At 68.4% G+C, this 19,599-nt stretch carries 18 protein-coding genes; 5 read left to right on the top strand and 13 right to left on the bottom strand.

Annotated elements, in window-relative coordinates:
- Window positions 1–36 precede the first annotated feature (36 nt).
- Complete coding sequence (locus tag F3I62_RS05255; RefSeq protein ID WP_160488639.1) at window positions 37–972, top strand: glutathione S-transferase family protein; 936 nt, start codon at window positions 37–39, stop codon at window positions 970–972.
- A gap of 96 nt (window positions 973–1,068) precedes the next feature.
- Here the strand turns inward: F3I62_RS05255 and F3I62_RS05250 are convergent, their stop codons facing one another.
- Genes F3I62_RS05250 through yjeH form a run of 4 tightly spaced genes read right to left on the bottom strand, consistent with a single transcriptional unit; the run spans window position 1,069 to window position 5,598 of the window.
- The gene (locus F3I62_RS05250; RefSeq protein ID WP_160488638.1) at window positions 1,069–1,887 is read right to left on the bottom strand and encodes a hypothetical protein; all 819 of its coding nucleotides are present in this window, start codon (window positions 1,885–1,887) and stop codon (window positions 1,069–1,071) included.
- A gap of 7 nt (window positions 1,888–1,894) precedes the next feature.
- Window positions 1,895–2,902, bottom strand: a complete 1,008-nt coding sequence (gene yejK / locus F3I62_RS05245) for a nucleoid-associated protein YejK (protein WP_160488637.1) — start codon at window positions 2,900–2,902, stop codon at window positions 1,895–1,897.
- A gap of 36 nt (window positions 2,903–2,938) precedes the next feature.
- Window positions 2,939–4,273 carry a TAXI family TRAP transporter solute-binding subunit gene (locus tag F3I62_RS05240; RefSeq protein WP_160488636.1) on the bottom strand — a complete coding sequence of 445 codons (1,335 nt, stop codon included), beginning with the start codon at window positions 4,271–4,273 and terminating at the stop codon, window positions 2,939–2,941.
- A 56-nt stretch (window positions 4,274–4,329) separates the two neighbouring features.
- Window positions 4,330–5,598: an L-methionine/branched-chain amino acid transporter gene (gene yjeH / locus F3I62_RS05235; RefSeq protein WP_160488635.1), complete on the bottom strand. Its 1,269-nt coding sequence runs from the start codon at window positions 5,596–5,598 to the stop codon at window positions 4,330–4,332.
- Window positions 5,599–5,731: 133 nt separating this feature from the next.
- Here yjeH and F3I62_RS05230 point away from each other — a divergent pair, with 133 nt between their 5' ends.
- Entirely contained in the window at window positions 5,732–6,151 is a 420-nt protein-coding gene (locus tag F3I62_RS05230; RefSeq protein WP_160488634.1) for an Lrp/AsnC family transcriptional regulator, read from the top strand.
- Between the two features lie 737 nt (window positions 6,152–6,888).
- Here the strand turns inward: F3I62_RS05230 and F3I62_RS05225 are convergent.
- Genes F3I62_RS05225 through F3I62_RS05210 form a run of 4 tightly spaced genes read right to left on the bottom strand, consistent with a single transcriptional unit; the run spans window position 6,889 to window position 9,715 of the window.
- Complete coding sequence (locus F3I62_RS05225) at window positions 6,889–7,476, bottom strand: YigZ family protein (protein ID WP_160488633.1); 588 nt, start codon at window positions 7,474–7,476, stop codon at window positions 6,889–6,891.
- A gap of 3 nt (window positions 7,477–7,479) precedes the next feature.
- Window positions 7,480–8,472, bottom strand: a complete 993-nt coding sequence (gene rlmF, locus F3I62_RS05220) for a 23S rRNA (adenine(1618)-N(6))-methyltransferase RlmF (protein ID WP_160489025.1) — start codon at window positions 8,470–8,472, stop codon at window positions 7,480–7,482.
- 35 nt (window positions 8,473–8,507) lie between these two features.
- A complete protein-coding gene (locus F3I62_RS05215) occupies window positions 8,508–8,732 on the bottom strand; it encodes a TIGR02450 family Trp-rich protein (RefSeq protein WP_160488632.1) in 225 nt (74 codons plus the stop codon).
- Window positions 8,729–9,715 carry an NAD(P)/FAD-dependent oxidoreductase gene (locus F3I62_RS05210; RefSeq protein WP_160488631.1) on the bottom strand — a complete coding sequence of 329 codons (987 nt, stop codon included), beginning with the start codon at window positions 9,713–9,715 and terminating at the stop codon, window positions 8,729–8,731. The genes F3I62_RS05215 and F3I62_RS05210 overlap by 4 nt, the downstream gene beginning before the upstream one ends.
- A 198-nt stretch (window positions 9,716–9,913) precedes the next feature.
- Between F3I62_RS05210 and F3I62_RS05205 the strand changes: the two genes are divergently transcribed.
- Window positions 9,914–10,819: a TIGR01777 family oxidoreductase gene (locus tag F3I62_RS05205; RefSeq protein ID WP_160488630.1), complete on the top strand. Its 906-nt coding sequence runs from the start codon at window positions 9,914–9,916 to the stop codon at window positions 10,817–10,819.
- Complete coding sequence (gene hemH, locus F3I62_RS05200; RefSeq protein WP_160488629.1) at window positions 10,816–11,838, top strand: ferrochelatase; 1,023 nt, start codon at window positions 10,816–10,818, stop codon at window positions 11,836–11,838. Before F3I62_RS05205 ends, hemH begins: the two co-directional genes overlap by 4 nt.
- 712 nt (window positions 11,839–12,550) lie before the next feature.
- On the opposite strand, the gene F3I62_RS05195 is transcribed toward hemH, so the two are convergent.
- The 5 genes from F3I62_RS05195 to F3I62_RS05175 all read right to left on the bottom strand — a co-directional run bounded on the left by F3I62_RS05195 (window position 12,551) and on the right by F3I62_RS05175 (window position 18,591).
- Entirely contained in the window at window positions 12,551–13,735 is a 1,185-nt protein-coding gene (locus tag F3I62_RS05195; RefSeq protein WP_160488628.1) for an acetyl-CoA C-acyltransferase, read from the bottom strand.
- A 24-nt stretch (window positions 13,736–13,759) separates the two neighbouring features.
- The gene (locus F3I62_RS05190) at window positions 13,760–14,194 is read right to left on the bottom strand and encodes a thioesterase family protein (protein WP_160488627.1); all 435 of its coding nucleotides are present in this window, start codon (window positions 14,192–14,194) and stop codon (window positions 13,760–13,762) included.
- 180 nt (window positions 14,195–14,374) lie between these two features.
- On the bottom strand, window positions 14,375–15,538 hold the full coding sequence (locus tag F3I62_RS05185) for an iron-containing alcohol dehydrogenase (protein ID WP_160488626.1): 1,164 nt from the start codon (window positions 15,536–15,538) through the stop codon (window positions 14,375–14,377).
- A 12-nt stretch (window positions 15,539–15,550) separates the two neighbouring features.
- A complete protein-coding gene (locus F3I62_RS05180) occupies window positions 15,551–17,341 on the bottom strand; it encodes an acyl-CoA dehydrogenase C-terminal domain-containing protein (protein WP_160488625.1) in 1,791 nt (596 codons plus the stop codon).
- The gene (locus F3I62_RS05175; protein ID WP_160488624.1) at window positions 17,338–18,591 is read right to left on the bottom strand and encodes a 3-hydroxyacyl-CoA dehydrogenase; all 1,254 of its coding nucleotides are present in this window, start codon (window positions 18,589–18,591) and stop codon (window positions 17,338–17,340) included. Before F3I62_RS05175 ends, F3I62_RS05180 begins: the two co-directional genes overlap by 4 nt.
- A 107-nt stretch (window positions 18,592–18,698) precedes the next feature.
- Between F3I62_RS05175 and F3I62_RS05170 the strand changes: the two genes are divergently transcribed.
- Entirely contained in the window at window positions 18,699–19,598 is a 900-nt protein-coding gene (locus tag F3I62_RS05170; RefSeq protein ID WP_160488623.1) for a LysR family transcriptional regulator, read from the top strand.
- Window position 19,599 lies beyond the last annotated feature (1 nt).

The following is a 19,599-nucleotide window of genomic DNA, read 5'->3' as shown; positions in this document are numbered from 1 at the left end:
AGCTGCCCCTTCACTGTCACCGACGCGGAGCCCGTCATGCACGAGTTGATCCTGCACCATTACCCGACCTCGCCATTCGCCGAAAAGAGCCGCCTGCTGCTGGGTTTCAAGCAGCTGTCCTGGCGTTCGGTAATGATCCCTGCGGTGATGCCCAAGCCCGATCTGCTGGCCCTGACCGGCGGCTACCGCAAGACCCCGGTGCTGCAGGTCGGTGCCGACATCTATTGCGACACCGCGCTGATCGCCCGCCGCCTGGAGGCCGAGAAAGCTACCCCGGCGCTGTTCCCGGAAGGCCAGGAGTTCGTCGCCGCTAGCTTCGCCCAGTGGGTCGATTCGGTGGTGTTCCAGCACGCGGTGAGCCTGGTGTTTCAGCCGGAGTCCATCGCCCTGCGCTTCGCCAAGCTGCCGCCGGAAGCGGTCAAGGCCTTTATCGCCGACCGCGCCGGGCTGTTCAGTGGCGGCACGGCCACCCGTCTGCCGGCGGAAGTCGCCAAGCACAACTGGCCGGGCATCATGTCCCGTGTCGAGCAGCAGCTGGGGCGCGAGGAGGGCGACTTCCTGTTCGGCGAGCCGTCGATTGCCGACTTCTCCCTGGCCCACTGCCTGTGGTTCCTCAAGGCCACCCCGGTGACCGCGCCGCTGGTCGATGCCTACCCGAATGTCAGCGCCTGGCTCGGCCGCGTGCTGGGCTTCGGCCACGGTGCGTCCAGCGCCCTGAGCGCCGAAGAAGCCATCGAGATCGCCCGGGCGGCGACGCCGGCGGCCCTGCCGGACGAGCCCTTCATCGAGCCCAATGGCCTGCAGGCCGGGCAGCGGGTGAAGATCGCCGCCACCGATTACGGGGTCGATCCGGTCGAGGGCGAGCTGCTGTTCGCCGGCGTCGAAGAGCTGATCCTGCGCCGCGAAGACGCGCGTGCCGGGGTGGTGCATGTGCACTTCCCGCGCCTGGGCTTTCGTATCGAAGCCATCTGACTGTTCGTAGGGTGGATCGCGCTCCACCGATCCACCGCACGGCGCTTTGGTGGATGGAAAAAACGTCATCCACCCTACGAAGCCTTTACCCCGTGCCTACTCGGCGGCGTCCAGGTCGCTGGCGTCGAACGGCGGCGGGCTGTCCGGCCAGGCCAGTTGCAGGCGTTCCAGCTCGCGGGCCAGCAGGCTGGCCACCAGCCAGTCGCGCAGCCAGCGCAGATCGGACGGGATCACGTACCAGGGCGCCTCTGGCGTATGGCTGGCCGTCAGCAGCGCGCTCCAGCGCTGCTGGCGCAGGTCGAACTCGCGGTAGGCCTGCAGGTCGCTGGCCTTCAGCTTCCAGCGCTTCTCCGGACGCTGCAGGCGGCTGAGCAGGCGCAGCTTCTGCTCCTCGCGGGAAATCTGCAGGTAGCACTTCAGCGGGTGCAGCCGCAGCGCCGGCCATTCCCCTTCGAACGCCAGCAGATCCTGCAGGCGTTGCGGCAGTTCATCCTCGCCGCACAGGCCATCCAGCGGGTCGCCGATCAGCGCCTCGTAATGGCTGCGGTTGAACACGCCGAGCAGCCCCGGCTGCGGCAGGCGCTGACGGTAGCGCAGGAGAAAGTGCTGGCGCCGCTCGCCCTCATCCGGCGGATGGAAGCTGTGCAGGCGCACGCCCTGCGGATCGACGGCGCTGACCACCTTGCGGATCACTCCGTCCTTGCCCGAGCAGTCGGTGCCTTGCAGCACCAGCAGCAGGGCCTCGCGGCGATTGGCCCAGAGCATGCGCTGCCGTTCGTTGAGCCAGGGCCTGAGGCCGGCCATGGCCTGCTGGGCCTCGCCCTTGCCCAGGCCGAAGTCGCGCGCCGGGTCCTGCGCCAGCGGCGCCCGCGCATCGCACAGGCAGGCGTCGAGGATGGCATCCGGCAGGCGCATGGCGGGCTCAGTCCTTGCGGCGCTTGAGCTGGTCCTTCAGCTGGGTCGGCAGCTGGCGGATGATCAGCATGTCGCGCGCCTCGTCATACTCGATGGCCGAACCCAGCAGGTGCGACTCGAAGCTGATCGACAGGCCTTCGGCGCGCCCGGTGAAACGGCGGAACTGGTTGAGGGTGCGCTTGTCCGCGGGAAATTCCGGGGCCAGGCCGTAGTCCTTGTTGCGGATGTGCTCGTAGAAGGCGCGCGGGCGGTCTTCGTCGATCAGCCCGGAGAGGTCTTCCAGGGTCATCGGCTCGCCGATCTTGGCCTGGCTGCTGGCGTAGTCGACCAGGGTGTCGGTCTTGGCGCGGGCCTGTTCTTCCGGCAGGTCCTCGCTCTCGACGAAGTCGCTGAAGGCCTTGAGCAGGGTGCGCGTCTCGCTCGGCGCGTCGACGCCTTCCTGGCAGCCGATGAAGTCGCGGAAGTAGTCCGAGACCTTCTTGCCGTTCTTGCCGCGGATGAACGAGATGTACTGCTTGGACTGCTTGTTGTTCTGCCACTCGCTGATATTGATGCGCGCCGCCAGGTGCAGCTGGCCGAGGTCGAGGTGCTTGGCCGGGGCCACGTCCAGCGCCTCGGTCACGGTCACGCCTTCGCTGTGATGCAGCAGGGCGATCGCCAGGTAGTCGGTCATGCCCTGCTGGTAGTGGGCCAGCAGCACGTGGCCGCCGGTGGCCAGGTTGGATTCCTCCATCAGCTTCTGCAGCTGCTCCACGGCCTGGCGGCTGAAGGCGGTGAAGTCCTTCTCGCCGTCCAGGTACTGCTTCAGCCAGCCGCTGAACGGGTAGGCGCCGGATTCCTCGTGGAACAGGCCCCAGGCCTTGCCCTGCTTGGCGTTGTAGCTCTCGTTGAGGTCGGCCAGGAGGTTCTCCATGGCCTGCGAGCTGCTCAGCTCGCTGTCGCGGGCGTGCAGCACGGCGGGGGTGCCGTCGGGCTTCTTGTCGATCAGGTGGACGATGCAGTGGCGGATCGGCATGGCGGCCTCGTGGTGCTTGAACGGAAAGCGCGCATGTTACCCGACCACCGCCTGCGCAGTCGTGCGTCGCTGGACGGCTTGCAGGCGCTCGATCATGTAGCGCAGGTGCATGTGCAGCTCGTACAGCTCGCTGGAGTAGGACAGCGGCACCTCGACCCGCGCCAGCTCGTCTTCCAGTTTTTCCAGGCGGCTGATTTCCACGGCGATGTCACTGGGCAGGTCGCCCTTGTACAGCAACTGGTCGATCTCGCGCAGGTGCTTGTACCAGCGGTAGATGCGCGCACGGATGCGCCATTGGTAGATCGGGCCGATGGCCTTGAACAGCGGGAACAGCAGCACCAGCAAGGGGATGGCGAGGATGATGTAGCGGTCGGCCAAGGATGCGATGCGGAACGGCAGGTAGCGCTGCAGGATCGGCAGGCCCTTGGCGTAGTAGTAATCGGCCTCGGCCAGGGTATTCAGCGACAGCGGCGGCCTGGCCGGGTAGCTGCCGGCTGGGTCGAGCAGGCTGCCGTTCTTCAGCACGCTCCTGGCCGCCTCGAGGATCAGCGGGGTCAGCGAGGGGTGGAACTCCTCGCCGGCCACCAGGGTGGCGACCGGGCCGAGGGTGACGATGTCGCGGTCCGGGGTGTTCTGCGCCATGTCGAGCATGCCTTCGCCGACTTCCAGGCGGCTCAGGTAGGGCAGGCGCGCCAGGTAGGCGTCGGTGCGCCGCAGGCTGACCAGGCGCAGCTTGGGTTCGGCGGCCAGGCGCTGGATCAGCGGGTTCTCCGCCGGGCCGACGAAGAAGGCGGCGTCCAGCCTGCCTTCGATCAGCGCATCGGCGGCGCGGCTGCCGCCCAGTTGCTGCCAGCGCTTGGGGTACTGCGCCGGCTCGATGCGGTTGGCTTTGAGCAGCGCGGCGGTCACCGCCTGGGTGCCACTGTCGACAGAGCCGATGGCTAGGCGCAGCTTGCTCAGGTCGGCCAGGCGCTGGAACTTGACCTTGCGCCCGGTGAACAGCCACAGCGGCTCGCGGTACATCACGCCCAGACCGGTCAGCTTGGCGCGGGCCGCGTCGGGCAGGGTCAGTTCCTGGCCGCTCTGCACCAGGGCCAGCTCTACTTCACCTTGGCCGAGCTTGGCCAGGTTGTCCGCTGAGCCCTGGCTTTCCACCAGTTCCAGGGTGAAGCCCTGCTGCTCCAGCTCGGCGCGCAGGCGCTCGGCGAAGGCGTGGTAGCCGCCGCCCACCGCGCCGGTGGCCAGCCGCGCATGCATGGGCGGCGGCGGGGCGACGAAGTAGAACAAGGCGCCAACCAGGGCGGCCAGCACCGGCACTATCCACAGGTTGGCCAGCAGCATGATTTTCAGGTCGCGGAGGATGCGGCGCATGGTCTGTCCTTGTCATTGCCTTGCCTGAGGATAGCCGGGATGCGCGCCGCGCTCATCTACCGCGGGTGCTGTGCCTGGCGATTGCCCATTCGCTCGCGCCAGGCACCGAACAGCGCCAGTCCGGCCAGCAGGCCGAGGGCATACAGCGCCTCGCTGCCCAGGGCCAGCAGGACCAGGGCGCAGAGCAGCGTGCTGAAGCCCGCCAGCCAGCGCCACAGACCGCGCAGCAGCACCCAGCCGGCGGCCATGCTGAGCAGGTAGACCAGGATGAAGTTGCCGTTGGCGTAGCGGATCAGGTCGTCCACCGACAGTTGCAGCATGGCGGCCAGGGCGGCGCACAGGGCGCAGATCAGCACCACCAGCAGCAGGGCCGGGCCGGGCACGCCGTGCCGGTTGAGGCGGGCCAGCGGCTGCGGCAGCTTGCCTTCGTCGGCCAGGCTCCAGATCAGCCGTGCGAAGCCCTGCACATAGACGTTCATCGAGGCGAAGCAGGCCAGGTAGCCGACCAGCGCCACCAGCACGCGGGCCTTCTCGCCCAGCAGCTGGTCCATCAGCCGTGGCAGCGAGGCGGCGTCGCTGTGCACGTCGCCATACACATGGAAGCTCAGCACCGCCACCGAGAACGCCCAGTACACCAGGCCGGCCAGCAGCACGCCGAGCAGCAGCGCGAGGGGGAAGTCGCGCTGCGGGTGCTTGAACTCCTCGCCCAGGTGGGTGAACGCCTCGATGCCGACGAAACACCAGAACATCACCCCCAGCGCGGTCGGGATCAGCTGCCAGGAACCGGCGATGTCCGGCAGCAGCGGCTGGCTGGCCAGCGGCAGCTCGCCGACCCACCAGACCAGCGCCACCGTGCCGATGATGGCGAGGGCGATCAGCCCCTGCAGCACGCCCGAGGCTCTGGCCGGGCGCTGGCCGAGCAGGAGCATGGCGCCGAGGGTGGCGAGCTGGATCAGCAGCGCCTCGCCACGGCCGATCGGCAGCAGCGCCTGCCAGAAGCCGGTGGCGATGTTCAGCGCCGCCGGCAGGCCCACCGGCAGCACGGCGAGGAACAGGAAGGCGATCAGCCGCTCCATGCGCGCGCCGAAGGCGCGGCCGATCAGGTGCGGCGCGCCGCCGGCATGGGGGAAGCGTTTGCCCAGCTGGGCGAAGGTGAAGGCCACCGGCAGGACCAGGGCGATCAGGATCAGCCAGGCCCACAGCGAGGCCGGGCCGGCGGCGGTGGCGGCCAGTGCCGGCACCACGAAGATGCCGGTGCCGAGCAGCGAGGTGCTGAGCAGCCCGACGCCCTGCAGCAGGCCCAGTTCCTTGTTCAACCGACTCATGGGGTAAGCTCGTGGCAATGGTGTGCAATTGCGCCATGTTAAGCGCCAGGCCTCTGCGACGCCGCTGCCAGCCCGTCGCCGTTGGCCGGCAAAGTGACGGAATTGTCCGTCAAACTGACTGCTGAGAACCATCGTGGACAAGTTCGACCATCAGATCCTCGCCCTGTTGCGCGAGGATGCGCGCACCTCCGTCAGCCAGATCGCCCGCGAGGTCAACCTGTCGCGTTCGGCGGTGGGCGAGCGCATTCGCCAGCTGGAGCAGGGCGGGGTAATCCAGGGTTACCACGCGCGGGTGGCCAGCCCGCAGGGAGCGGCGGTGCGCGCCTTTCTCGAGCTGTTCTACAAGGACAGCCGCTGCCAGGACTATGTCGAGCGCATGCGTGCCTACCCGGAAATCCGCCAGTGCTGCGGCATCAGCGGCGAGACCGACATGCTGGTGCTGGTCGAGGCGCCGAGCATGGCGCGCCTGGCCGAGATCCGCGGCGAGATCGAGAACTACCCTGGCATGCAGCGGGTGAAGACCCATATGGTGGTGCAGGAATGGGCGATGTAATGGGGTGCGGGTGTTCTGCTCGCTGAGCGGCCGAGCCGATTACTGTGTGTTCTGAAGGTCCTGATTTCGCCCTCCCGGGCGAGTCACTTTCTCTTGCTCGCACAAGAGAAAGTAACCAAAGAGAAGTGCGCCCCGACATCCGGGTTTCGCTGCGCTCCACTGATTCGCTTCGCTCACCCTTCGGGCCAGCCTTCGGCTGTTACTCCGCTACGCTCCGTTTCCCTCCCTCCGGTGCTGCTCCGGGGGCCGGCTTACAAGGGCCGTCCCTGGCCCTTTAAGCGGGGACGCCTAGTCCTCTCGCCGCATCCCTGCGGCTCGTCCCCCTGCGCAGCACCTGCGCTCGGCCTCCTGACGGGGGCGGGCTCCGAGTTGCTTGAAGGCTCTTTGCTCTGCTCCTTTACGCGAACTTTCAGGCGCCACCAAACGCCCCTTCAGGAGGGTGAGTGGAATCGTCGTGGAAGGGGTTGAGCGGCAGGGATGCCGCGAGAGCCGCGATGGGCCAGGGATGGCCCTTCGCGGCGTGCCCCTGGAGCGGCGATGGAGCGAACGAACCCCGCCGTAGGCGGGGCCGGATGCAGGGGCAAGCGTTTTTGCTTACTTTTTCCGCGTCTGGAAAAAGTGAGTCGCCCAGCAGGGCGAAACCAGAGGCTGCAGAGCACTCGGAAATCAGCTGAACATCGCGGCACACAACCGGCTTCACACAGTTTTCCTACCCGGCATGCTCCAAAGTCGGGTGTCTAGGGCACCAACTCCAGCCGAATCCGCCCGCGCCCCAGGTCAGCCAACTGGCGTTTCGCTTCGTCGAAACACTCGACCGGCAGCGCCAGCTGCAGCAACGCACCATCGGCATCGAAGGCTTCCTCCTCGATCACCGCCTGCCACTCGCCCAAGCGGGCCTTGACCCGCGCCAGCTCGGCGAACGGCACATGGCAGCGCGCCTGGATGCGGGCCAGCAGGGCAATGCGTTCGCCGCCCTGCAGGCACTTGGCCGCGCTGCCGCCATAGGCGCGGGCCAGGCCGCCGGTGCCGAGCTGGATGCCACCGTACCAGCGGATCACCAGCACCACCACCTGGTCGCAATCCTGATTGTCGATGGCCGCGAGGATCGGCCGGCCCGCCGTGCCGCCCGGCTCGCCGTCGTCGCTGAAGCGGTACTGCTGGCCACACCTCCAGGCCCAGCAGTTGTGCGAGGCGCCGAGGTCGCTGTGCTGCTGGATAAAGGCCTGCGCCTCTTCGGCGCTGGCGACCGGTGCGGCCAGGGCGAGGAAGCGGCTCTTGCGGATGTCCTCGCGGTACTCGCAGGCGCCCTGCAGGCCGAACGGCATGGCTCAGCCCGCCGTGCGCAGCCAGGCCGCGCGCTGCTCGGGGCTGTGGAAGGTCCAGGCGACGAAGCGGCTCTGCTTGTTGCCCTGGGCCATGGCGATGCAGCGCACCTCCACGGCCCCGGCCTTCTTCAGCAGGTTCTCGGCGTAGGGCACGTTGCTGGCCTTGGACACCAGGCTGCTGAACCACAGCACCTGGTCGGCGAACTGGGCGCTCTCGGCGATCATGCGCTTGAGGAAGCTGGCTTCGCCGCCGGTGCACCACAGCTCGGCGCTCTGCCCGCCGAAGTTGAGTTCCGGCAGCTTGCGCTGGGGGGCGAGCTTGCCGAGGTTCTTCCACTTGCGCCGGCTGCCGCTGGCGGCTTCCTCGGCATTGGCGTGGAAGGGCGGGTTGCACAGGGTCAGCGCGAAGCGCTCGCCGTCCTGCAGCAGGCTCTTGAAGATCTGCCCGCGCTGCAGTTGCTGGCGCAGGGCGATGGCGCCGTCCAGGCCGTTGGCCTGGATGATGGCGCGGGCCGAGGCCAGGGCGGTGTCGTCGATGTCCGAGCCGAGGAAGTGCCAGCCGTAGTCGCTATGGCCGAGCAGCGGGTAGATGCAGCTGGCGCCGGTGCCGATGTCCAGCACGCGGATCGCCGCGCCGCGCGGAATCTCGCCCTGATTGTCGCTGGCCAGCAGGTCGGCCAGGCCATGCACGTAGTCGGCGCGGCCGGGGATCGGCGGGCACAGGTAGCCCGGCGGAATGTCCCAGTGCTGCAGGCCGTACAGCTGGCGCAGCAGGGCGCGGTTGAAGGCCCGCACCGCCTCGGGATTGGCGAAGTCGATGCTCTGCTTGCCGTAGGGATTGAGGATGACGAACGCGGCCAGTTCCGGGCTGGCCGCGATCAGTCGGGGGAAGTCGTAGCGGCCCTGGTGACGGTTGCGCGGGTGCAGCAGCGCCGGGCTGCTGGGCTGCGTGACGGGGGCGGCGGGTGATTCGGATTTTGACGGCATGCTGGGCATTTCGGCGAACTGGAGCGGCATTGTCCCACAGGCCGCTACTTCCAGCCCATCTGCCAGCGCTCGCCGTCCTGCAGTGCCCGCCAGTCGAGGCGCTCGCTGCGCTGGGTGAGCACGGCCTGCAGTTCGACCTGCAACACCGTGCCGTCCTCGGCGCAGATCAGCTCGCTGACCAGGAAGTGCTTCTCGCGGTTCTGCGGCTGGCGCGCGGTCCATTTCGACAGCAGCAGCTTGCGCGGATTGAGGCGCAGCCTGCCGTTCACTGGCGGTGCTCCAGCAGGCGGCGGGCGGCTTCCAGGCCGCTCAGCCAGGCGCCTTCGACCCGCCCGGACAGGCACCAGTCACCGCAGGCGTACAGGCCCAGGTCGGCATCGGCCAGGGCGCCCCACTCATGGGCGCTGGCCGGCCGCGCGTAGAGCCAGCGGTGGGCCAGGCTGAAGCTCGGCGCGGGCAGCGGGCAGCCGATCATCTCGGCGAAGGCGCCGTGCAGCTGTTCGATCACCGCCTCCTTGTCCAGGTCCAGGTGCTGGCGGCTCCAGCTGCTGCTGGCGTGCAGCACCCAGGTGTCGAGGTGGCTGTCGCGCCCCGGCTTGCTGCGGTTGCGCGCCACCCAGTCGAGGGGGCCGCCGCGCACGAAGCAGCCTTCCAGCGGGGTGGCCAGTGGCGTGTCGAAGCCCAGGGCGACCGCCCAGACCGGCTCCATGACCACGCTGGCGGCGGCGCTGGCCAGCTTCGGCGCGGCACTCAGCAGGCCGGTGGCCTGGGGCGCCGGGGTGGCGACTATCACGCTGCTGAACGGGCCATGGCTCTGGCCTTCGGCGTCGAGCAGGGTCCAGTGCTGTTCGCCGCGGAACACCTCGGTGATGCGGCAGGAGAAGTGCACCGGCAGGGCACCGAGCAGCGCGCGGGTGATGGCGCTCATGCGCGGCAGGCCGACCCAGCGCACCTGCTCGTCGGGCGAGGGGCTGAGGCCGTTCTCGTTGTAGTGGTAGAGCTGCGGGTCCCACTCGGCGACCCAGCCGCGGGCCTGCCACTGCTGCACCACTTCGACGAAGCGGCGGTCGCGGGCGGTGAAGTACTGCGCGCCGAGATCCAGCGAGCCGGCATCGCTGCGCTTGCTGGCCAGGCGCCCGCCGCTGCCGCGGCTCTTGTCGAACAGTTGCACCGTCTGCCCGGCGGCGTGCAGCGCCTGGGCCGCGGAGAGTCCGGCAAGGCCGGTACCGATGATGGCGATGGGTGTGTTCATGGTCTACCTCGTGTCCTTTCTTTCAGGCTACGCTCTAGACAAAATCTGTACAAATACTATTGCTTGTACAACTGCTATCGGTTCCAATCGCGTTCCCGTTACAACTCCGACGCTGGTTTGCGGCGGACAAGGCACGCAGCTGCGTCATAATTCAGACTAGGGCGAGACTGGTGGTTAACGCCATGCGAGGAGGATGCCATGCATATCTTGCTGACCGGCGGTACAGGTTTGATCGGCCGCGCGCTGTGTCGCCAGTGGCTGGCCCAAGGCCACCAGCTGACGGTCTGGAGCCGCACGCCGGGCAAGGTCGCCGGCCTGTGCGGCACGGCGGTGCGCGGCATCGGCCGGCTTGAGGACTACGGCGACGGCCCGCTGGATGCCGTGGTCAACCTGGCCGGGGCGCCGATCGCCGACCGGCCCTGGACGCACAAGCGCAAGGCACTGCTGTGGGCCAGCCGCGTCACCCTCACCGAACAGCTGCTGGCCTGGCTGGAGGGCCGTGCACAGCGCCCGCAGGTGTTGCTGTCCGGCTCGGCGGTGGGCTGGTACGGCGATGGCGGCGAGCGCGAACTGCACGAGGACAGTGCGCCGGTGGTGGAGGACTTCGCCGCGCAGCTGTGCAGCGCCTGGGAAGAGACCGCCCTGCGTGCCGAGGAGCTGGGCATCCGCGTGATCCTGCTGCGTACCGGCCTGGTGCTGGCGGCCGACGGCGGCTTCCTCAAGCGCCTGTTGCCGCCGTTCCGGCTGGGCCTGGGCGGCCCCATCGGCAATGGCCGGCAGTGGATGCCGTGGATTCACCTGCAGGACCAGATCGGCCTGATCGATTTTCTCTTGCAGCAGGCGGACGCCCGCGGTCCCTATAATGCCTGCGCGCCGCAGCCGGTGCGCAACAAGGCCTTCGCCCAGGCCCTGGGCCGTGCCCTGCATCGCCCGGCGCTGCTGCCGCTGCCGGGCCTGCTGCTGAAGATCGCCCTAGGCGAGTTGTCCGGCCTGCTGCTGGGCGGGCAGAAGGCCCTGCCGCAGCGGGCGCTGGCCGCCGGCTACGAATTTCGTTTTACCGCTATCGACTCGGCCCTGGCCGATCTCTTCAAGGACGCTGCATGACAGATCACGCGCTGCTTCTGGTCAACCTCGGTTCGCCGGCCTCCACTTCGGTGGCCGACGTGCGTCGCTACCTCAATCAGTTCCTCATGGACCCCTATGTCATCGACCTGCCCTGGCCGGTCCGGCGCCTGCTGGTGTCGCTGATCCTGATCAAGCGCCCGGAGCAGTCGGCGCATGCCTATGCCTCGATCTGGTGGCCGGAGGGTTCGCCGCTGGTGGTGCTCAGCCAGCGCCTGCAGCAGGCCATGGCGCCGCTGTGGCAGCACGGCCCGGTGGAACTGGCCATGCGCTACGGCGAGTTGTCGATCGACAAGGCGCTGCTGCGCCTGGCCGAGCAGGGCGTCAAGCGGGTGACCCTGGCGCCGCTGTATCCGCAGTTCGCCGACAGCACTACGACCACTGTGATCGAGGAAGCCAAGCGGGTGGTGCGCGAGCGCGGCCTGGGGCTGCAGTTCGCCACCCTGGCGCCGTTCTATGACCAGCCGGAGTACCTCGATGCCCTGGTCGCCAGCGTCCAGCCGCATCTGCAGCAGGGCTTCGATCACCTGCTGCTGAGCTTCCACGGCCTGCCCGAGCGCCACCTGCACAAGCTCGACCCCAGCGGCCATTGCCTGAAGGGCGCCGACTGCTGCAAGACGGCTTCGCCGCAGGTGCTCGCCACCTGCTACCGCGCCCAGTGCCTGCGCAGCGCCGAGCTGTTCGCCGAGCGCGCCGGGCTCAAGCCGGGGCAGTGGTCGGTGTCGTTCCAGTCGCGCCTGGGCCGGGCCAAGTGGATAGAACCCTACACCGAGACGCGCCTCGACGAGCTGGCCAAGGCCGGGGTGAAGAAGTTGCTGGTGATGTGTCCGGCCTTCGTCGCCGACTGCATCGAGACCCTGGAGGAGATCGGCGACCGCGGCCGCGAGCAGTTCCAGGCCGCCGGAGGCGAGGAGCTGGTGCTGGTGCCGTGCCTGAACGAGCATCCGCAGTGGGTGGAGGCGTTGAAGACGCTGTGCGAGCGGGCGCCGTTGGCGCTGTGAATGAGACGGGGCTGCGGCCCCGTTTTTGTTTTCGTTTTCTGGCCTCGGGTTTGAGTGTTTGGACTCGGCGCTTTCCTCGGCTGAGGCTACAGGTTTCGCCTTGCACGGCGAGTCACTTTCTCTTTGCTCGCGCGAAAGAGAAAGTAACCAAAGAGAAAGCGCGCCCGGCATCCGGGTTTCGCTACGCGAAACTCCCCTCCCTCCGGTGCCGCTCCGGGGGCCGGCTTACAAGGGCCATCCCTGGCCCTTTAAGCCTCTCGCCGCATCCCTGCGGCTCGTCCCCCTGCGCAACACCTCCACTCGGCCTCCTGACGGGGATCGAACTCCGAGTTGCTTGAACGTTCTTTGCTCTGTTCTTTTGCGCGATCCATCAGGCAACACCAAACGCCCCTTCAGGAGGGTGAGTGGAATCGTCGTGGAAGGGGTTGAGCGGCAGGGATGCCGCGAGAGCCGCGATGGGCCAGGGATGGCCCTTCGCGGCGGGCCCCTGGAACGGCGATGGAGCGAACGAACCCGGAGCGAAGCGCAGGGCCGGATGCAGGGGCACAGCGTTTTTGCTTACTTTTTCCGCGTCTGGAAAAAGTGAGTCGCCGTGCAAGGCGAAATCTGTAGCCTCAGCCGAGGAAAGCGCTGAGTCCGCACTGAAAATCCCAAAGCCAGAAAGCAAAAACGGAGGCCAAAGCCTCCGTTTCCAACCAGCGGGCAACGAGGCTTACAGCACCTCGAACAGCCCCGCCGCGCCCATGCCGCCACCGACGCACATGGTGATCACCACGTACTTCACGCCGCGCCGCTTACCTTCCAGCAGGGCGTGGCCGACCATACGTGCGCCGCTCATGCCGTACGGGTGGCCGATGGCAATGGCACCGCCGTTGACGTTGAGCTTGGCCGGGTCGATGCCGAGCTGCTGCGCGCTGTACAGCACCTGGCAGGCGAAGGCTTCGTTGAGTTCCCACAGGCCGATGTCGTCGACGGTCAGGCCGTGCTGCTTGAGCAGTTTGGGCACGGCGAACACCGGGCCGATGCCCATCTCTTCCGGGGCCAGGCCGGCCACGGCGATGCCGCGGTACAGGCCCAGCGGGGCGATGCCGCGCTGGGCGGCCAGGCTGCCGCTCATCAGCACGCAGGCACTGGCACCGTCGGACAGCTGGCTGGCGTTGCCGGCGGTGATGCAGCCGCCCTCGACCACCGGGTTGAGCTTGGTCAGGTCGTCCAGCACGGTCTGCGGGCGGTTGCCTTCGTCGAGGCTGAGGGTCACGTCCTCGTAGCTGACCGCGCCGGTTTCCTTGTCCACCAGCTTCTTGCGCGCGCTGACCGGGACGATCTCGCCTGCAAACAGGCCGGCGGCCTGAGCCGCGGCGGTGCGCTGCTGCGACTGCAGGGAGTAGGCGTCCTGCGCCTCGCGGCTGATGCCGTAGCGCTTGGCCACCAGCTCGGCGGTGTGCAGCATCGGCATGTAGGCGTGCTCGGCCAGCTTGATCACGGCCGGGTCGGCCTCGGCGGCCGCCCACTTCATATGGGTGTTCTGCACCAGGCTGATTTGCTCCTGGCCGGCGCCGACGGTGACGGCCATGCCGTCGACCATGATCTGCTTGGCGGCGATGGAGATCGCCATCAGCCCGGAGGCGCACTGGCGGTCGATGGTCTGCCCGCTGACCGACAGCGGCAGGCCGGCGGCCAGCAGCGACAGGCGCGCCAGGTTGGTGGAGGCGGTGCCGCCCTGCATGGCAGTGCCCATCACCACGTCCTCGATCTCGCCCGGCTCGATGCCGGCACGCTCGACGGCGGCGCGCAGGGCGATGGCGGCCATGGACGGCGACTTGAGGTCGTTGAAGGCGCCGCGGAAGGCCTTGGCGATCGGTGTGCGGGCGGTGGAGACGATGACGGCGTCTTGCATGGCAGGGTTCCTCGTTAGGGCTGATCAGTCACGCACCAGACGGGCCAGGGCGGCACGCAGGGCATCGGGAATGGCGAGCGGACGGTTGCTCGCCCGGTCGACGAACACATGGACGAAGCGGCCGGCGGCGCAGGCCTCGTCTTCGCCGGCCTTGAAGATGGCCAGCTCGTACTGCACCGAGCTGTTGCCCAGCTTGCCGACCCGCAGGCCGACCTCGATGCGCTCGGGGAAGGCGATCGAGGCGAAGTAGTCGCACGACGAGCTGACCACGAAGCCGACCACCGCGCCGGCATGGATATCCAGGCCGCCGACCTCGATCAGGTAGCTGTTCACCGCACTGTCGAAGAAGCCGTAGTAGACGACGTTGTTGACGTGACCGTAGAGGTCGTTGTCGTGCCAGCGGGTGGTGATCGGCTGGTAGTGGACGTAGTCGGCGCGCCGGTGCTGGGGTTGGCTCATGTTCGGTTCTCGTCTGGCTTGCGTACCAGCCTAAGGGCTGGGCGGGGCATGGGATAGTTTGATTCGCGGGCTGTATCGGCCCCTATCGATGGTGTCTCGGCATTCGTAGGGTGGATCGCGCTCCATCGATCCACCGGGCGGTGCCAATGGTGGATGTAAAAAACGACATCCACCCGACGATCAGTACGCCGCCTGGTAGATGGCCAGGGCGTCGGCCTCGCTGACCTCGCGCGGATTGTTCACCAGCAGGCGCTGCTGCAGCATGGCGTCGCTGGCCATGCGCGGCAGCATGTCCTGCGGCACGCCGGCATCGCGCAGGCGGCTGGGCAGGCCGCAGCGTTCATTCAGCGCGGCCAGTTCGTTGATCAACTCGGCGCAGCACTGCTCGATGCTGCCGCCCTTGAAGCGCTCGCCGAGCAGCAGCGGCGCCAGCTCGGCATACAGCGGCGCGGCGGCGGGCGCGTTGAAGCGCAACACATGGGGCAGCACCAGGGCGTTGGAGAGGCCGTGGGGAATGTGGAAGTGCCCGCCCAGCGGATAGGCCAGCGCATGCACCGCCGCCACCGGGGCGTTGGCGAAGGCCTGGCCGGCCAGCAGGGCGCCGAGCAGCATGGCCTGGCGCGCCTCGCGGTTGCTGCCGTTGTGCACCGCCTCGTGCAGGTTGGCGGCCAGCAGGCGCAGGGCCTCGCGGGCCAGCAGGTCGGACAGCGGGTTCTTCTTCAGCTTGCTGGTGTAGGCCTCGATGGCATGCACCATGGCGTCGATGCCGGTGGCGGCGGTCACCGCCGGCGGCAGGCCGAGGGTCAGGTCGGCGTCGAGCACGGCCAGGTCCGGGAGCAGCAGCGGCGAGACCACGCCCAGCTTGCTGGTTTCGCCGGTGGTAACGATGGCGATGGGGGTTACCTCCGAGCCGGTGCCGGCGGTGGTCGGCACCTGCAGCAGCGGCAGGCGCTGACCACGGGCATTGCCCACGCCGTAGATGTCTTTCAGCGTCTGTGCGCAGTTCGGGTGGGCGAGCAGGGCGACCAGCTTGGCCACGTCCATCGAGCTGCCGCCGCCGAAGCCGATCACCAGCTCGGCCTCGAGCAGGCGCGCGCGCTCCACGGCATTCAGCACGATGGCCTCCGGCGGGTCGGCGATCACCTGGTCGAACACTTCCACCGTCACCCCGGCGCGGGCGAAGCCGGGCAGGGCGCCGTCGAGCAGGCCGAAGCGGGTGATGCCGGGGTCGCTGACGATCAGCACCCGGCTGGCGCCGCGCTCGCGGCACAGTTCGGCCAGGCGCGCGCTGGAGCCGGCTTCGCAGAGGATCTGCGCGGTGCTGGCGAAGCTGAAGGCTTGCATGGGTGGTGCTCCTCAGAAGGCAAAGCTGTCGGCCGGCATCGCCATCAGGCACGCCGCGCCGCCCAGCAGGGCCTCGCGGTGGCTGCTGGCGCGCGGCAGCACGCGGCGCAGGTAGAACCTCGCGCTGTGCAGCTTGGCCTGGTAGAACGCGGTCTCGCCGCTGCCGGCTTCCAGGGCGTCCTGCGCCGTGGCGGCGGCCTGCAGCCAGAAACCGGCCAGGAGTACATAGGCCGAGTACTGCAGGAAGTCCACCGAGGTGGCGCCGATTTCCTGCACGTCGCGCTGGCTCAGGGCGATCACCTCGGCGCTCAGCTCGCGCCATTCGCCCAGGCGGGCCTGGACCGTATGGGCCAGCTCGGCGAGGGCCGGGCGCTGGGCCTGGGTGTCGCACAGCTCGCTGAATTCGGCGATCAGCGCGCTGAGTTCGGCGCCACCATCGCCCAGCAGCTTGCGACGGATCAGGTCCAGCGCCTGGATACCATTGGTACCTTCATAGAGTTGCGTGATGCGGCTGTCGCGCATCAGCTGTTCCATGCCCCACTCGCGGATGAATCCGTGGCCGCCGTAGACCTGCACCGCATGGCTGGCGACTTCCTGGCCCATGTCGGTGAAGAACGCCTTGACGATCGGGATCAGCAGCGCGGCGCGCTTGCCGGCGGCCTGGCGCGCGGCGGGCTCGCTGGCGCCGTGCTCCAGGTCGAGCTGGCGCGCGGTGTAGGCGGCCAGCATGCGGCAGCCTTCGACCAGGCTCTTCTGGGTCAGCAGCATGCGCCGCACATCGGGGTGATTGATGATCGGGTCGGCCGGCTTGTCCGGCGCCTGGGCACCGTTCAGGCCGCGCGACTGCAACCGCTCGCGGGCATAGCGCAGGGCGCCCTGGAAGGCCGCCTCGCCGATGCCCAGGCCCTGCAGGCCGACCTGGAAGCGTGCGTCGTTCATCATGGTGAACATGCAGGCCAGGCCCTGGTTGGCCTCGCCGATCAGCCAGCCGCTGGCGCCGTCGAAGTTCATCACGCAGGTGGAGGCGCCCTTGATGCCCATCTTGTGCTCGATGGCGCCGCAGCTCAGGGTGTTCTTCGCGCCCAATCCACCCCCCTCTGTGGCGATAAACTTGGGCACCAGCAGCAGGCTGATGCCCTTGACCCCGGCCGGGGCGTCCGGCAGGCGCGCCAGCACCAGATGCACGATGTTCTCGGACAGGTCCTGCTCGCCGCCGCTGATGAAGATCTTGCTGCCGCTGACCTTGTAGCTGCCGTCGGCCTGGGGTTCGGCGCGGGTTCTGAGCAGGGCCAGGTCGGTGCCAGCCTGGGGCTCGGTCAGGCACATGGTGCCGGTCCACTGGCCGCTGACCAGCTTGGCCAGGTAGTCGCGCTTGAGTGCTGCGCTGCCGTGCTTGTGCAGGGCCAGCACCGCGCCCTCGGTGAGGCCGGAATAGACGCGGAACGACAGCGAGGCGGCCATCAGCATCTCGTGGAAGGCGCAGGCCACCAGCTGCGGGAAGCCCTGTCCGGCGAACTCGACCGGCCCGGTCATGCTCGCCCAGCCGTTGGCCACGTACTGCTGATAGGCGGCGCGAAAGCCCTTGGGCGTGCTTACCTTGCCGTCTTCCAGCTGGCAGCCCTGCTCGTCGCTGTTGCGGTTGAGCGGGGCAATCTCGCCGGCGGCGAAGGCGGCGGCCTCTTCCAGCACGCCGTCGATCAGTTCGCGGTCCAGGCCGTTGCCCAGGTGCGCGCAGTGGCCGGCGGCGTCGAACAGTTCATGGAGGACGAAGCGCATGTCGCGCAGCGGCGCCTGGTAGCTCATACCTTGCCCTCCTTGACGTCGGCCAGCCGCACCTCGGCGAAGCGCTTGCCGCTGGCGGCCAGTTTCTCGATCAGTTTGGCCGGCTGCCAGTGGTCGCCGAAGCGCTCGGCCAGGTGCAGCAGGCGCTCGCGGATGGCGGCCAGGCCCTGGGCGTCGGCCCAGGCCATCGGCCCGCCCTGGTTGGCGGGGAAGCCGTAGCCGTTGAGGTAGACCAGGTCGATGTCGTGGCTGCTGGCGGCGATGTTCTCGGCGAGGATCTTCGCGCCTTCGTTGACCAGGGCCAGCAGGCAGCGCACGAGGATTTCCTCGCTGCCGATCGCGCGGCGCTGGAAACCCAGCGACTCGGCGACCCGCAGCACCAGGGCATCCACCTGCGGGTCGTGCTCGGCCTGGCGGCTGCCCGGCGCGTAGCGGTAGTAGCCCTGGCCGGCCTTCTGGCCGAAGCGGCCCAGCTCGCACAGGCGGTTGTCGACCTGCACGGCCGGATCGTCCTGGCCCTTGCCCGCCAGTTCGCGGGCGCGCCATTCCAGGTCGATGCCGACCACGTCGTACATGCGGAAAGGCCCCATGGCGAAGCCGAAGCCCTGCAGGGCGCTGTCCACCTGGTGCGGGTAGGCGCCTTCGAGCAGCAGCATGCGCGCCTCCTTCACGTAGGCGTGCAGCATGCGGTTGCCGATGAAGCCGTCGCAGTTGCCGGCCACCACGCTGACCTTGCCGATGCGCCGGCCCAGCTCCAGGGCGGCCTCCAGCACGGCCGGGGCGGTCTGGGCGCCGCGTACTATCTCCAGCAGCTTCATGATGTGCGCCGGGCTGAAGAAGTGCAGGCCCAGCACGTCCTGCGGGCGCTGGGTGACGGCGGCGATGGCGTCGATGTCGAGCGCCGAGGTGTTGCTGGCGAGGATCGCCCCCGGCTTCACGATGCGGTCCAGGGTGCGGAAGATCTGCTGCTTGAGTTCGAGGTTCTCGTACACCGCCTCGATCACCAGGTCGACCTCGGCCAGGTCGGAGTAATTGCCGATCTGCTGGATGCGTGCGCGGCGCAGGCTGGCCTCGCCGGTGCTGATGCGGCCCTTGGCGACGTGCTGGGCCCAGGTGTCCTCGGCCATCTGCAGGCCGGCCTCGACCATCTGCGGGTTGTTGTCCAGCCACAGCACTGGGATGCCGGCGCTGGCCAGGCTGATGACGATGCCGCGGCCCATGGTGCCGGCGCCGATCACGGCGGCCTGCTGGACGGTGAAGGTGTTGCTCATCGAACGCTCCCCCAGAAGAAGTCAGTCACACAAAACGGGACTGACGCACCTTAGGCATGGCGCTACTATTTGAGAAATTTTGTCTTGTGATAAGTTGAATTCAGCAAGTGAATATATCGACCTTCGACCTCAACCTGCTGCGCGTGCTCGATGCCCTGCTGCGCGAGCGCAACGTGTCGCGCGCCGCCGAGCGCCTGTCCCTCAGCCAGCCGGCGGTGAGCAATGCGCTCAATCGCCTGCGTGACCTGCTCGACGACCCGCTGCTGGTGCGCGTCGGCCGCAGCATGCAGCCGACGCCGCGGGCCCTGGCCCTGGAGGCGCCGATCCGCGATGCCCTGCAGCGCATCGAGCAGAGCCTGAGTGGCGATGCGCCGTTCGACCCGACCAGCAGCCGCCAGCGCTTTCGCATCGCAGTGACCGACTACGTCGAGCTGATCCTCATGCCGCGCCTGCTCAACCTGTTGGCCGAGCGGGCGCCGGGGCTGCGCATCGACATCCAGCACCTGTCGCCCAGCCTGCCGGCCGAGGCGCTGGACAAGGGCGAGCTGGACCTGGTGCTGGGCCGTTTCGAGCAGGTGCCGGGGCGCTTCCAGCGCCAGCAGTGGGTTAGCGAAACCCTGCAGCTGGTGGCCCATCGCGGCCATCCACAGCTGGCCGGCGGCCTCGACCTGCCGCGCTTCCTCGGCCTGCGTCACCTCTGGGTGCACGGCGGGCAGACCCGCGGCATGGTCGACCAGTGGCTGGGCGAGCAGGGCCTGGTGCGCAACATCGTCTACACCACGCCCAACTACCTGCAGGCCGCGCATATCGTCGCCAGCAGCGAGCTGGTCGCGGTGCTGCCCAGCCGCCTGGCGCGGTATTTCGCCGGCCTGCTGCCGCTGCAGCTGCACGTGCTGCCGTTCGAGGTCGGTCCCTTCCACCTGGATATCGTCAGCCTCGGCCTGCGCCAGCGCGATGCGGCGCTGCAGTGGCTGATCGAACAGATAGTGGCGCTGGGGCAGGGCTAGG

It is taken from the genome of Pseudomonas sp. R-28-1W-6 (genome assembly GCF_009799925.1).
Lineage (GTDB): Bacteria > Pseudomonadota > Gammaproteobacteria > Pseudomonadales > Pseudomonadaceae > Aquipseudomonas.
The sequence above is the reverse complement of the archived record's forward strand: the minus strand, read 5'-3'. Positions and strand labels throughout refer to the sequence as shown.